The sequence below is a fragment of the Pantoea sp. SJZ147 genome, from assembly GCF_007828605.1.
GTDB lineage: Bacteria > Pseudomonadota > Gammaproteobacteria > Enterobacterales > Enterobacteriaceae > Pantoea > Pantoea allii.
This window is the reverse complement of record NZ_VIVB01000016.1, coordinates 113,104-127,219: the sequence shown is the minus strand read 5'-3', so window position 1 is coordinate 127,219 and position 14,116 is coordinate 113,104. Positions and strand designations below refer to the sequence as shown.

The following is a 14,116-nucleotide window of genomic DNA, read 5'->3' as shown; positions in this document are numbered from 1 at the left end:
GCGTCTGTTACGTCCGGTCATAATGTCACCTGTTTTTACTGTGAGGTGATGATATCACCTCTATTCAGGTGGCCAAATTCAGTGTGCCACTACAGACACAGGGGTATCATGTCAGCGATAGGATCTACCACATAGCCCTCTCCTACGGTATGTAGTGGCTTGATGTGATGTACGTGGATGAAGCCTTTACCGTGTTCACCATAGACTTTCTCGAAGTCGAAATTACAGCATTTGCAGGTAGTACCGTAATGGTCAATACAAGCCTGTCGTGCTCTTGGATCACGTTCGTAGGAGTTTACAGTTACCTGCTTCTTTGCACCTTCAGCATAATTCTCTGATGCTGGAATTTCATCGGGGAACGGATTTGGTAAGAAATCTGCATACCATACCGATCCTTCTTTCCTCAAATAACGCTTTTCAAGCTTAGGGGTAAAGCTTTTGATGACGGCAACATCTCGCTCTTCGTCATTTCTGCCCTGTTCCATATCGAATGTGAAGAGTTCATAGCCTTCGGCGATCAAATTGATGTGCTGAATAGCTTGACCATAACCCAAATTATTTTTGGTCTTGCCATCTATTTCTTTGGATTTCCATCGCTCACGGAGTATTACGGATCTCTCCTGTTCCTTCTGTACATCCCATGCACCGAAGATCACCATTTTCTTGTCGTGATTAACGAATGACCAACTCCAAGTCCAATTATTACAAGTACCGCCATGTGACTCAATAAATTGCTTTCTGTTCATTTCCATCTCCCTTTGAAAGTTCTTATTTGTACATACAAAGGCGGTAAATGATCCAGTACTTTGTGTGGTTAGTTGCCTGTCACTGGATTCCCATTTTCGGGTGACTCGTTAGCCTACTCACGAATTACTTTGTGTCAGTTGTTACTTTGTCAGTACTGTTTCTGTGAGTTCAACACGAACACACAAGGCAAAGCCGCGTAGTTACTCACGAAGACGGCAGGCCAAATCATTTTTTCAGTACTATCAAGTGATCGAGCAAAGCGAAAAAAGAACACGCCGCGATTGAGTCCAATTCATTGGGCGAATTAGCAAGTTTACCGATTTGTATTGATCATGAGGAGGAACGACGAATGATCAATAGTGAGCGTCAGCGAATCATTTGTTTTCATTATAATATGTTACCAGAATGATTTTCAGGCCATAAAACACACCAAAATTGATTATAAAACACACTAAAACACCCTTTTTTGGGTATTTTATAGCCATTTTTCCTACATCATGAAAATTATTATGGTAACAGAGGGGGGTATTCTGGTAACGCATCAGTTACCAGAATGGTTATCTGGTAACAATGATTGGAGGTACTGAAGCATGTCCTCTATCGCGGTTCCATCCTTCGCGAGTTCAATTAACTGGTGTTGCTGAAAGTCCAGCATATAGGTTTTTCCTTCCTCTTTATGCCTGATTAGCTTCACCCCCTGTTTATCAGCTTCAAGTAATGCAGCGGCAACAGCTACACAAACCTTCTTGTACTTGCGTACACTTTCATCCCCCATAATGGGTTCACCCGGATGTGTACCGCACCAGTTATCACACCAGTACTTGATCGATGCACGGCTGAACTCCTGAAGGCGACATAAGAGGAAAAAAATCTTTTCACCACTGTATGTGTTCCTGCTGCTAGGCATTGCTTTATCAATTGCGGTACGGATGATTCCCTTGGCCTCGTTGGTTAAATCATGCCTGTAGCTGGTAAACGTAGCGATGATGCTGCGTAGCTCGTCATTGCTGGTTACGACTTCTTTACCTGCCATGAATGCCCCCCTGATAAATACTGTTGATGATTATTGTTGTTAGTTTTCATCTAAATTTCCTTAGTCCTAAAGCCCCGGTATCGTGACATTTACCGGGGCTTTTTTAGTTATGTCCCCATTTTTGATGTGCGAACTGTATAAGTTGGTGATCACTGTCAGTAAGATAGGCATCGAACCACTTTGAATAGGTTTTACCATGTAGAATATTGATAATTGTGCAGCGACTTATACCAACCAGTTTTGATATAGCATTTTTCGAATAATCGCCTGTTTTAAAGTACTCAATTATTTTCATCCATTCTGGACAGGTTAAATGTTTACGGTACTCTGTAGGCTTATTTTTGTTTGCTCTGTTCTCTTTTTTAGTTACCCATCTTAGATTATCGGCATGGTTATTCAGTTCATCACGGTCTATATGATCAACCTGGTGTTCAGTACTGGGTTTCTGTCCGTGGAACGTTACACATACTATTTCATGAATGTGATATGCCTTACCTCGAATGTTAACCGCATAGTATCCACCACTTCGGATGGTAGCTATCAGTACATGACCTGTTTTAGCGTTGCGTACTTGACCTGATTGATTGACTTGATAACCCTCACAACCTTGAAGGGTGATATTTTCATAATTAATTTCCATATTGTAATTCCGTTTACTTGTACTGGCTTCCTGCCAGTTCTAATCATTCTCTAAGGTGGAATGATCAAGCCCCTTTTACCATTGCCAGAGCAATTAAGTACTGAATAGCTGCCGAAACATTCTTTGCTTTTCCATCCTGGATTAGCTTCTGTAAGAATCTCTCTTGTGATTCAGTGATTCTCAGACCAATGGCCCGATCCTTTTTTTCTTTCATGTTGATTCCTTTTTGTTAAACATTTCCATGAATTTTAAATGTGATAAAAACCCCGATATTCACCGGGGCTTAGTCATGGATTTTTTAAGTTGTCACGTTGAGCCAGTGACCGGCTTTATTACATTATACCGTAGCGTTACTTTTCGTTCCAAAAACTTGCTGTGAATTTTTTAGTATTGTGATTCGTATTAATGCCAGTACCGAAGAATGGCTTTGCTACCAAACTTAAAGGTTAATGTTAGTGAAACTGCGATTAAGATTATTGTGATCATATTATTTCCCCTTTCATTTATTTATCAATTAGTGGGGGATTTTGCTCAATTAAAACCGGTCACACATGACCGCCACAAGCTTGTACTTGCGTTTAATACTTCTGTTACTTAGAGATTACAGTATTTGCGAATTCAACAAACTCGTCAAAGCGACCTTTAACGTCTTGTTGAAGTTCACCATCTACATACGCCACCATACGATCAGCATTATCGGTAAAGTAGAAGCTATCATCTTCATGGTTATGTTGAATCGTGCCTTTATCAGTGAAGTATAATGTTTGTAGTACTGGTTTACTTTCAAATGATGATACCTGATTAGTATCATCATTCTCTAAACCTTTATGGATTGTATAGGTCAACTTTCCATTAACCCAGATCTCTTTATCTTGTTCTTCTTCATCAAAGTCATTTGAATAGAATTTGTGTGTTTCAATGATATTCATAATATTTACCTTATAGTATATCCGCTACAGTTAAGTGGTGAGTTGAGTAGGCTTTTAGTTTAATCAAGTCGTTTACTTGATGTTGAGTAGAATAAAGGCTGTCCTCTAAGACGTCAATTTGACTTAAATCCAAAATTACCCACAATTTGACAATTACAAGCCTAATTTGCTAATATCCGCGTCGAGTAAAATTTAGCCCTTATCGGGTGGTAAGCTGTAATAAGTAAACTTGACTTTCGTTATTTTAGTTGATAGGGATTTAGCAATTTGAATTGCTAATGATAGTCTTAACCTATTAATTTATTTTTTCACCTTTGTTCTCTCCTTTAATAGTGAAATATTCTAAAGCTTTGAATTATATGCATTTAGGTTAAAACGCTCTCTGTAACGCATTCTTGTCGATTCTATTCAAAAGCCACACAATCGCATTACCACGCATAAAAAGCCCCGTAAAATCGATTCTACGAGGCTAATAAACTTTAAATCGTGTTTTGAGTACTTCTAATTTGGTTTTTCAACCTTGTGTATTTCTATGAAGTCCTTTCGGCTGTAACCACTGACTTTGATCATATCCTGCACTTCCTGTGGCAAGTTACCACTTAATGAAACCGAGTATCGAACCTGCTGATATTCAATAATCACCTTCTGACCGCTACTGGTATTAGGCCAAAACTGTTTACCATCAATCACTGGATAACCCAGAGGGATTAATGCTGTTGTGATTACCTGATCAAGCAGTGTTCTGTACTGTCCTAACACATTATCTTTGATTTTGAAGGCTTCATTGAATGCGTCTGACTTAATCAAAAAATTTCAATCGGGACACCATCGATCATAAAATCTACATCGAACTTCCAATTAGGTTTCCTACCCTCACCAGTAAAGATAAAAGTAACATCATCATTGTATAGCTTAATTCGCATGGATATGCAGCCATCAATCTTGTCAACAACCACCTCTTCAATTAGTGAATCAAGTACTGGCCTGAGTTTATGTCTCGTTTCGTTAGAAGTATCACTAATAACTGACCACGAGATCATTGTATACAAATCTTCCATTGCAACGTTAATCCCACCTTTGTCTTCAAGTGAAATAATTCGTTGCTTTATCCTATCAATATTAGTTATTAACTTTTCACGCTCGGTTGATAGCTCTTTGAGACGTAATACCATAGTGTCAAGATTCACACCCTGTTCAAGAGCATAGGTAACATTTGAAATGGTCTTTTCTATACGTTCCAACTCACCTTGTTCATGTTCTAGTAAGTTCGAGTTTTCAGTATTATCAATCTGTGATTCCTTCTTGTCATTGATAAAACCAATAACTAAAGTAGCAATTACACAATATTCAATCAGTAATGCATTAACTGACCATCCATGACAGTTTTTCTGTAAGTGTCTCCCATTGAGACAAATGTATCTTGGTTTCCCTTTATTCATAAAGGAAGACATTGTACCGCCACATTTACCACATCTTAATAATGACAAACCTGATAACAACTTTATGTTAACCACATCATTTTTATCTTTGGATTGAAAATCATTTTTTCTCTTCAGTTCATGCAATCGTAGATATTCAGCCTCATTAATGCATAATGATGGGTAATAGTTATCTAACTTAAACGACTTACCATTGATGTTAAGTGTGCGTTCACCATACAGTGCCTTGTTCTTACGCATACGCATCAACATCTGGTAATCCCATTCCTTACCTTCATAACCATTTGGATACTTTGTATCAAGGTGTCGTTTTACCTTGTATGCCCCCTTTCCAGACAGATACAGATCTATAATCTCTCTAGCAATAGGCCAGTACTTTTCATGTTTGCGTACTGCTTCGTACTGAGATCCAGAATCATCAATCCACCACGGATGTTTACCAACGCTTTTGATATTGACGGGTAAACCTTCTCTATGTCTGTTTATTAAAACCAGAACATTTCCAGTGGTCCTATCTGACTTTGTTTTGCTTTCTTCGTTAGCACGGCTGAAAAGCAGAATTGATATCATCAACTCTGTGGGGTTCTTGTTTACTGATTCGAGCGTATACACCCGTTTGTCCATGCCAGTGACAAGAGTTAGACCTAAGTTCAACAATCTAATCAAAAGAGTTTGTGCTTCAGTTGCCGATTGCCTAGTAAGTCGATCAAGGTTCTCAACATATAACCAACTATCTCGTTCAATGGCTCCGGCTTCAACTGCATTGATGAAATCACCAAGTTTGCCTTCCTTTGCGTTCTTACCTTTAAAGGCAGATACACCCGGATCAATTATCTCAACAAGATCTAAATTATTCTCATTCGCAAATAGCTTAGCACTCACCATCTGTCGTTCGAGTGTAGTTCCTTTACTTTGTTTATCTGACGACCACCGAACATAGGAATAAAGTTGAGGCATATGTATAATCCCGGAATCTTTTTATGAGCAATGTACAATAAAATGTCTAAGATTGGATTTATATCACTCGGCTGCCCAAAAAACCTTGTCGACTCCGAGCGCATCCTGACGGAACTGCGCACCGAGGGCTATGAGGTGGTGCCACGCTATGACGATGCTGAAATCGTTATCGTCAACACCTGCGGATTTATCGACAGCGCCGTACAGGAATCTCTGGAAGCGATCGGTGAAGCCCTGAACGAAAACGGCAAGGTCATTGTGACCGGCTGTCTGGGCGCTAAAGTCGACCAGATTCGTGAGGTGCATCCAAAGGTGCTGGAGATCACCGGCCCACACAGCTATGAACAAGTGCTGTCGCATGTCCATCGCTACGTGCCAAAGCCGCAGCACAACCCGTTTCTGAGCCTGGTGCCGGAACAGGGCGTGAAGCTGACGCCGCGCCATTACGCCTACCTGAAAATTTCTGAAGGCTGTAATCATCGCTGCACCTTCTGCATCATCCCTTCAATGCGTGGCGATCTCGACAGCCGGGCCATTGGTGAAGTGCTGGATGAAGCGAAGCGCCTGGTTGAAGCCGGCGTCAAAGAACTGCTGGTGATTTCGCAGGATACCTCTGCCTATGGGGTGGATGTGAAACACCGTACGGGCTTCTGGAACGGTGCGCCGGTTAAGACCAGCATGGTGAGCCTGTGTGAGCAGTTAGCGAAACTCGGCGTTTGGGTTCGCCTGCACTATGTTTATCCTTATCCGCACGTTGATGACGTTATTCCACTGATGGCGGAAGGCAAAATTCTGCCGTATCTGGATATCCCGTTACAGCATGCCAGCCCGCGCATCCTGAAGCTGATGAAACGCCCTGGCGCGGTAGAACGTACGCTGGAGCGCATTAAGCGCTGGCGTGAAATCTGTCCTGAATTAACGCTGCGCTCAACCTTTATCGTCGGCTTCCCCGGTGAGACCGAAGAAGACTTCCAGATGCTGCTGGACTTTATTAAAGAAGCCCGTCTGGATCGCGTTGGTTGCTTCCAGTACAGCCCGGTTGAGGGCGCAACGGCTAACCAACTGCCCGATCCGGTCGATGAAGCCGTTAAGCAAGCACGTTATGACCGCTTTATGCAGTTGCAGCAGCAGATCTCTGCCGAACGCCTGCAGGAAAAAGTGGGACGTGAAATTATGGTCATCATTGATGAAGTGGATGAAGAAGGCGCGATTGGTCGTAGCATGGCAGATGCGCCTGAAATCGACGGCGCCGTCTACCTGAATGGTGAAAGCAATGTTAAGCCGGGCGACGTCCTGCGCGTGAAGGTTGAACACGCGGACGAATACGATTTGTGGGCCAGCCGCGCTTAACCGTACTTCTGCTGGTGCGCTTTCTTGCGCGCCAGATAGTCATCGTCTGCACGTAACCTGTCCCAGTACGCTTTGAAAATGGCCGCCGCAGCGGCCTTTTCTTCGTCCCTGCCTCGGGGCAGCTCCTTGCCATCCGCAGCGTATTTACGGCCGCCTTTGTGGTTGCTGTAGCGACGGGCGCGGGTATAACCCATCTGGATAAATTTGCGCGCCATGTCCATCCCCACAAAGTCATCCTGCTGGCGATAGGCTTCGAACAACGTCATGATTTCTTCTGCAGACGCTTTCGCCACCTCAACGGTGCGAAAACGCCAGTGCGGTAAGATTTCGTCTTTATAGGGCTGGACCATCAGCACGCCCTGCTCCCCGCGGCCGACCTGATAACGTTCAGGCTGTTTGCGAAAATCGATGGTGCTGAAGTCTTGTTCGTAATTAAAAGGTTTCATGTCTTGAGTTTAGGATCAAGTGCGTCACGTAGCCCGTCGCCAAGCAAATTAAACGCTAAAACAGTGAAAAAAATCGCCAGCGCCGGAAAAACCGCCACGTGAGGGGCAATCACCATATCGGCTCGCGCTTCGTTCAGCATCGCGCCCCATTCGGGTGTCGGCGGCTGCGCGCCCAGCCCCAAAAACGACAGGCTCGCTGCCGTGATAATCGAGGTGCCGATGCGCATGGTGAAATACACCACAATGGACGATACCGTGCCGGGTAACAGGTGGCGCAGAATAATCGTCCAGTCGGAGGCGCCAATGCTTCGTGCGGACTCGATATAGGTTTGATGTTTCAACACCAATGTATTGCCGCGCACCAGACGGGCAAAGGCCGGAATGCTGAAGATTGCCACGGCGATAATCACATTGCTGATACCGGTGCCCATAATGGCCACCACAGCAATGGCGAGCAGAATACCGGGGAAGGCAAACAGCACATCGCATACGCGCATGGTTATCCTGTCCCACCAGCCTTCGTAGTAGCCCGCCAGCAGGCCCGCCAGGGTGCCAATAAACGCGCCTATCGCCACGGAAACAAAACCGGCAATCAGCGAGATTCGGGTGCCCACCAACACACGACTAAAGATATCGCGCCCCAGTGAATCCACCCCAAACCAGTGCATAAGAGAAGGGCCGTCGTTCAGGCGGTCATAGTCAAAGTAGTTTTCTGCGTCGAACGGCGCAATAGCCGGAGCCGTAAAGGCCAACACAATCAGCACCAGCACGAAGACGCCAGCCAGCAATGCCACGGGCTGATGGCGAAAACGCCGCCAGAATTCCCGCCACGGTGTTCTTACCCGGTTGCCGTTTAACAGCGGCATCGTTTTAAGTGCCGCTTCCCGTCGCCAGTTTTTCATCAGGTGTCCTTAAAGCGAATCGCCGGGTTAATGACGGCATATAACATATCGACAAACAGGTTAATCAGGATAAACTCCAGCGAAAACAGCAGTACCTCCGCCTGAATAACGGGGTAATCGCGCATCTGCACCGAATCCACCAGCAGACGACCCAGCCCCGGCCAGTTGAATACCACCTCGACCACAATCGAGCCGCCAAGCAGGAAACCAAACTGCAGGCCCATCATGGTGACAACCGGAATCATGGCATTACGTAACCCGTGTTTAATCACCACACGCGACTCACGCACTCCTTTGGCTCGCGCGGTGCGCATGTAATCTTCCTGCATCACCTCAACAAACGAGGCGCGGGTAAAGCGCGCCATCACCGCGGCGACCGCGGCACCCAGGGTAACAGACGGCAAAATATAGTGCTGCCAGCTATCGGCACCCACCGTGGGCAACCAGCCCAACTGCACCGAAAACACCTGCATCAGCAACATGCCCAAGGCAAACGCCGGAAAGGAAATGCCTGACACGGCCAGCGTCATTCCCAGGCGATCCGGCCAGCGATTGCGCCATACCGCAGAAACAATACCAATCGCCATCCCCAGAATCACCGCCCATACCATGCTGACTAATGTCAGCCACAGGGTCGGCATAAAACGCGCGGCAATCTCCTCTGATACCGGCCGTCTTGACACCAGCGACTGACCAAAATCCCCCTGCAGGGCATTCACGATAAAATGCCAGAACTGCAGCGGCAGCGGTTGATCCAGTCCCAGTTCCTGTCGCACCAGCGCCACAACCGTGGCATCCGCGTCCTGACCCGCAATCAGGCGCGCCGGATCGCCCGGCAGCAAGTGCACAAACATAAACACCAGCACCGCCACGATAAGCAGGGTGGGAATCAGGCCCAACAGTCGTTTAAGAAAATAGTTAAACATGTCACATCCTACACAGCAGCCAGCCGTCGTAGCTGACCTGCCCGGTATCGTCAGCGCAGCCTCAGTACGCACTGAAACAGCGGGCATCAAAAAACCCGCTCAGGTTCCAACTTTGGGCAGCGCCCAGCTGTCGACAACCTGAACGGGCGCGCCGGATTACTTCAGCTCGGCATCGTCAAAACTGAATGACGTATCCGGCATCACATAAAAGCCACTCAGGTTTTTGCTGTGGGCTGAAACCAGCTGCTCCACCACCAGTGGAATCCACGGATGATCGTTCCAGATAATATCCTGCGCATCTTTATAGCGTTCGGCTTTTTGCTTGCTGTCGGTGGTTTTCAGCGCATCCGCTAAATCTTTATCCACTTTAGGGTTGCTGTAGAAGGCCGTATTAAAGATCGCCGGTGGCCAGGCAGCCGTGGCAAACAGCGGCGTTAATGCCCAGTCAGCTTCTCCTGTGGAGGCTGACCAGCCGGTATAAAACATGCGTACACCGCTCTCTTTCTGACCTTTGCCTTCCACTTCCGCCGCACGCTGTCCCGCATCCATCGCCGTCACTTTCACCTTAACGCCCACCTGCGCCAGCTGCTGCTGAACAAACTGCAGGACTTTCTGTGCCGTACTGTGATTGTGAGATGACCAGAGCGTGGTGTCGAACCCGTTCGGATAGCCCGCTTCTTTCAGCAACGCTTTCGCTTTGGCCGGATCGTAAGGAATGGGTGGATAGGTTTGTGCGTACTCAATTGACGGCGGTACCACGCCGGTGGCCGGGGTGGCATAACCGGCAAACGCGACTTTGACTAATGCCTGACGGTTAATCGCGTATTCCAGCGCTTCACGCACCTTGGGGTTATCAAAAGGTTTTTGCGTCACATTCAGGCTGATATAACGCTGCATGATCGATGGCGTGGTGACAACATCAAGCTTGCTGTTTTTCTCCAGCAGTTTGGCCTGCTCATAAGGCACAGGAAAGGCAAAATTCGCCTCGCCCGTTTGCAACATGGCCGCACGGGTGTTGTTATCCACCACCGGACGCCAGGTGATGCTGTCGAGTTTTGGATAGCCCTTTTTCCAGTAGCCATCCCATTTTTTCACCTTAACAAAATCGGTCTGGTTCCAGGTCACAAGCTCAAACGGCCCGGTTCCCACCGGATGGAAACCAATGTCTTTGCCATATTTTTTCAGCGCTGCAGGCGAGATCATCACCGCAGCAGGGTGCGCCAGGTTGTTGATAAAGGCTGAAAAAGGCTGCTTGAGTGTGATTTTCACCGTCGTAGGATCGACAGCTTCAGTGCTGGCGATGTATTTGAACAGGTTATAGCGTTTTAGATGATTATCAGGATTGCTGGCGCGATCGAGGTTGGCTTTAACCGCCTCGGCATTAAAGTCGGTGCCGTCCTGAAACTTCACGCCTGAATGCAGCTTAATCGTGTAGGTCAGGCCGTCTTCGCTCACCTGGTAGCTGTCGGCCAGCACATTGATGCGCTTCATATCTTTATCGAAGCCGAACAGCCCCTGATAAAAGGATTTCGCTACCGCCTGTGACAAGGTGTCATTGGCATCGTAGGGATCAAGCGTGGTGAAATTAGAGGCAACGGCAATCACTGCATCCTGTGCTGCCCACGCGGGTAACGCCATTGCGCTGCTCAGTACGCTCGCAGCCAGTAACCCTTTACGCATCGTTATCTGCATTGTCTTCTCCTTGTAATCCCTGTCTGATTTGTCGCCGCAGCGACCGCTTAATTATTCAGCTCGCGCTCAGGGCGTGACGCGCCACAAAATGGCCGGGGGCCACTTCCCTGAGCGAAACCGTTTCGGGTTCATCGCCCAATGAACGAATTGGGCTGGGAATCTCATCGACTAATAAACTACGCTCGCGCTGTCGGTGCGCGGGATCGGCAATGGGCACCGCGGCCATAAGCTTTTGGGTATAGGGATGCTGCGGATGTTCAAACACCGCCTGACGCGGCCCCATCTCGACGATTTGTCCCAGATACATCACCGCCACACGGTGGCTGATGCGTTCAATGACCGCCATATCATGGGAAATAAACAGAAAGGCGATGCCAAACTCGCGCTGTAAATCGAGCATCAGGTTGATGATCTGCGCCTGAATGGAGACATCCAGCGCAGAAACCGATTCATCGGCAATCACGACTTTGGGGTTGAGCGCCAGCGCCCGTGCAATGCAAATACGTTGACGCTGACCGCCGGAAAATTCATGGGGATAGCGCCTTGCGTGCTCCGGTAATAATCCCACTTTCTCCAGCAGCCACGCGACGCGCTGTTCCGCCTCACGGCGCGGCATGACCTTGTGCACCAGTAACGGCTCCATAATCGAGAAGCCGACGGTCAGGCGCGGGTCCAGCGACGCATAGGGGTCCTGAAAAATAAACTGAATATCGCGCCGCAGATGCGCCAGCGCGGGGCCTGACAGATCGTTGATACGCTGACCGTTAAAGGTGATGCTGCCGCCCTGGCTGGCAACCAGCTTCAACAGGGAGCGTCCGGTGGTGGATTTACCGCATCCGGATTCCCCTACCAGCGCCAGGGTTTCGCCCGCATAGAGGTCAAAACTGATATTTTCGACCGCGTGTACCCGCCTTGTCACCCGATTCAATAAACCTGAGCGGATATCGAAACGGGTGACCAAATTACGCACCTGTAAAATCGGTGGCTGGTCATGGCGTACGGTATTTTGCGGCTCGTCCGGCTTTTCATCACTGTCAATCAGGGGAAACTTCGCAGGGAGCGGCTGGCCCCGCATCGCCCCCAGCGCCGGGACAGCGGCAAGTAAAGCACGGGTATAAGGCTGCTGCGGTGCGCTGAACAGCTGCACCGTCTCGGCATTCTCGACCACTTCTCCGCGATACATCACCTGCACGCGGTCAGCCATTTCAGCCACCACGCCCATATCATGGGTGATAAAAATCACCCCCATCTGCATCTCTTTTTGCAGTTCACGAATCAGCTGCAGAATCTGCGCCTGAATCGTCACGTCAAGCGCCGTGGTCGGTTCATCAGCAATCAACAGCGCAGGTTTGCACGACAGCGCCATGGCAATCATCACACGCTGACGCATACCGCCTGAGAGCTGGTGAGGAAAACGCCCCAGAATGTTTTGCGCGTCGGGGATGCGCACCCGATCAAGCATGCGCCGCGCTTCTGCCAGCGCCCCGGCGTGGGTTTGGCCTTGATGTAAACGAATAGATTCGGCGATCTGTTCACCCACCGAGAACACCGGATTCAGCGAGGTCATGGGTTCCTGAAAGATCATCGCCATATCGGCCCCGCGCACCTGGCGCATCTGGCCGCGCGGCAGACGCATCAGATCCCGTACCTCGCCGTTGCGGCGGCGCAGCATAATCTCGCCACTCACCTCACCGCCGGCCTGCTCAATCAGGCGCATCAACGCCAGCGAGGTCACGGACTTGCCCGAGCCGGACTCTCCCACCAGAGCCAGTGTCTTTCCCCGGTAAACGTCGAGTGAAAGGTGGCGCACCGCCTCCGTCACGATGCCATCGTTCTGAAAACGCACGTTGAGATCGCGTACGGCCAGTACCTGATCGTCAGTTAACAGTGTTGCGCCGGGCGGCGTGTTCTGGACGGTCTCGCGGTCAGCTTTCACGGTAAATTGCCACCTCTGCGGCCTCATCTGCGCGGGCGCAAGCCCGGTACATGCCTTCACTGTTGAAGGGCAGCGCCACGTTGCCATCACGATCGATCGCAATCAACCCACCGCTGCCGCCTAACTCCAGCACGCTGTCGTGAATAACATTCACGCTGGCCTGTTGTAACGAGCGCCCGCCATAACGCATTTGTGCCGCCACATCGTAGGCGGCCAGCGTGCGAATAAACACTTCACCGGTGCCGGTACAGGATACGGCCACGCTGTCGTTGCTGGCATAACAGCCTGCACCGGGTAACGGCGAGTCGCCAATCCGGCCCACGTGTTTATTGGTCATACCGCCGGTTGAGGTGGCGGCGGCAAGGTTACCCTCATTGTCGAGGGCGACGGCCCCCACCGTGCCGAACTTACGATCCGGATCAAGCGGATCAACACTTTGCGCCGCGCCATCATGATCCAGCAGCGCGGTGTCGCTGCCGAGCGCGCGCTGCAGCTGCTCCCAGCGTTCGGGCGTAGAAAAGAAATCAGGTTCAACCTGTTCAAGGCCTTGCGCGCGGGCAAAATCTTCAGCGCCCATCCCCGTTAACAGGACATGAGGGCTGTTATCTAACAGCGCACGCGCCGCCAGTATTGGATTACGAATACGGGAAACGCCTGCGACGGCTCCGGCCTGTAACGTCCTGCCATCCATGATGCTGGCATCCAGCTCATGCGTCCCCTGCTGCGTAAACACCGCACCTTTACCGGCGTTGAATAATGGGCACTCTTCAAGCCGACGTACCGCCTCCGTCACCGTATCCAGCGCAGATGCGCCTTGAGCCAGCATGTTCTGCCCATGCGTTACAATCTCGTAAAGCGCCTGACGGTATGCCTGCTCTTTTTCTGCGCTCATCGCCGCACGGGTTATTGCCCCCGCACCACCATGAATGGCGATCGCTGCTTTAGCCATAGCGTTACCCTGTGGTTGCATCAGAAGGAAAAACACTGATTTTGAATGGTTTTAAGTCAATTTAGACCATTTTTGAATATAGAAAGCCCGCTAAAGGTTGTAAAGCGGAAACTGACATTGCGCTAATAACCTTTCGTTGTGGCTTATGCCGATGTGACTCTGAAAGGAAA

At 48.9% G+C, this 14,116-nt stretch carries 14 protein-coding genes; 1 reads left to right on the top strand and 13 read right to left on the bottom strand.

The features are described 5' to 3' along the window. Nucleotides 1–89 precede the first annotated feature (89 nt). From FBY13_RS21050 to FBY13_RS21025, 7 genes are all read right to left on the bottom strand, one after another. Nucleotides 90–746: an HNH endonuclease gene (locus FBY13_RS21050; protein WP_255474524.1), complete on the bottom strand. Its 657-nt coding sequence runs from the start codon at nt 744–746 to the stop codon at nt 90–92. A gap of 542 nt (nt 747–1,288) precedes the next feature. After that, a complete protein-coding gene (locus FBY13_RS21045; RefSeq protein WP_145395070.1) occupies nt 1,289–1,780 on the bottom strand; it encodes a hypothetical protein in 492 nt (163 codons plus the stop codon). A gap of 103 nt (nt 1,781–1,883) precedes the next feature. After that, nucleotides 1,884–2,420 (bottom strand): HNH endonuclease signature motif containing protein, encoded by a 537-nt coding sequence (locus FBY13_RS21040; protein WP_145395069.1) that lies wholly within the window; start codon nt 2,418–2,420, stop codon nt 1,884–1,886. Between the two features lie 64 nt (nt 2,421–2,484). Then, complete coding sequence (locus tag FBY13_RS23505) at nt 2,485–2,634, bottom strand: hypothetical protein (RefSeq protein ID WP_186440842.1); 150 nt, start codon at nt 2,632–2,634, stop codon at nt 2,485–2,487. Between the two features lie 376 nt (nt 2,635–3,010). Beyond that, nucleotides 3,011–3,349, bottom strand: a complete 339-nt coding sequence (locus tag FBY13_RS21035) for a hypothetical protein (RefSeq protein ID WP_255474523.1) — start codon at nt 3,347–3,349, stop codon at nt 3,011–3,013. 501 nt (nt 3,350–3,850) lie between these two features. After that, nucleotides 3,851–4,156, bottom strand: coding sequence for a hypothetical protein (locus tag FBY13_RS21030; RefSeq protein WP_145395067.1), 306 nt, complete (start codon nt 4,154–4,156; stop codon nt 3,851–3,853). Next, on the bottom strand, nt 4,153–5,745 hold the full coding sequence (locus FBY13_RS21025; protein WP_145395066.1) for a recombinase family protein: 1,593 nt from the start codon (nt 5,743–5,745) through the stop codon (nt 4,153–4,155). Before FBY13_RS21025 ends, FBY13_RS21030 begins: the two co-directional genes overlap by 4 nt. Nucleotides 5,746–5,787: 42 nt before the next feature. Between FBY13_RS21025 and rimO the strand changes: the two genes are divergently transcribed. Then, nucleotides 5,788–7,095, top strand: coding sequence for a 30S ribosomal protein S12 methylthiotransferase RimO (gene rimO / locus FBY13_RS21020; RefSeq protein WP_255474522.1), 1,308 nt, complete (start codon nt 5,788–5,790; stop codon nt 7,093–7,095). On the opposite strand, the gene FBY13_RS21015 is transcribed toward rimO, so the two are convergent. The 6 genes from FBY13_RS21015 to FBY13_RS20990 all read right to left on the bottom strand — a co-directional run bounded on the left by FBY13_RS21015 (nt 7,092) and on the right by FBY13_RS20990 (nt 13,946). After that, nucleotides 7,092–7,541 carry a DUF4385 domain-containing protein gene (locus tag FBY13_RS21015; RefSeq protein ID WP_145395064.1) on the bottom strand — a complete coding sequence of 150 codons (450 nt, stop codon included), beginning with the start codon at nt 7,539–7,541 and terminating at the stop codon, nt 7,092–7,094. The genes rimO and FBY13_RS21015 overlap by 4 nt on opposite strands. Beyond that, nucleotides 7,538–8,443, bottom strand: a complete 906-nt coding sequence (gene gsiD, locus FBY13_RS21010; RefSeq protein WP_063878900.1) for a glutathione ABC transporter permease GsiD — start codon at nt 8,441–8,443, stop codon at nt 7,538–7,540. Before gsiD ends, FBY13_RS21015 begins: the two co-directional genes overlap by 4 nt. Then, the gene (gene gsiC / locus FBY13_RS21005; RefSeq protein WP_109717220.1) at nt 8,443–9,369 is read right to left on the bottom strand and encodes a glutathione ABC transporter permease GsiC; all 927 of its coding nucleotides are present in this window, start codon (nt 9,367–9,369) and stop codon (nt 8,443–8,445) included. The genes gsiD and gsiC overlap by 1 nt, the downstream gene beginning before the upstream one ends. Before the next feature lie 156 nt (nt 9,370–9,525). Continuing rightward, nucleotides 9,526–11,061 (bottom strand): glutathione ABC transporter substrate-binding protein GsiB, encoded by a 1,536-nt coding sequence (gene gsiB / locus FBY13_RS21000; protein ID WP_145395063.1) that lies wholly within the window; start codon nt 11,059–11,061, stop codon nt 9,526–9,528. A gap of 55 nt (nt 11,062–11,116) precedes the next feature. Further along, nucleotides 11,117–13,024, bottom strand: a complete 1,908-nt coding sequence (locus FBY13_RS20995; protein ID WP_255474521.1) for a dipeptide ABC transporter ATP-binding protein — start codon at nt 13,022–13,024, stop codon at nt 11,117–11,119. Then, nucleotides 12,987–13,946 carry an isoaspartyl peptidase/L-asparaginase family protein gene (locus FBY13_RS20990; protein WP_145395062.1) on the bottom strand — a complete coding sequence of 320 codons (960 nt, stop codon included), beginning with the start codon at nt 13,944–13,946 and terminating at the stop codon, nt 12,987–12,989. Before FBY13_RS20990 ends, FBY13_RS20995 begins: the two co-directional genes overlap by 38 nt. Nucleotides 13,947–14,116 lie beyond the last annotated feature (170 nt).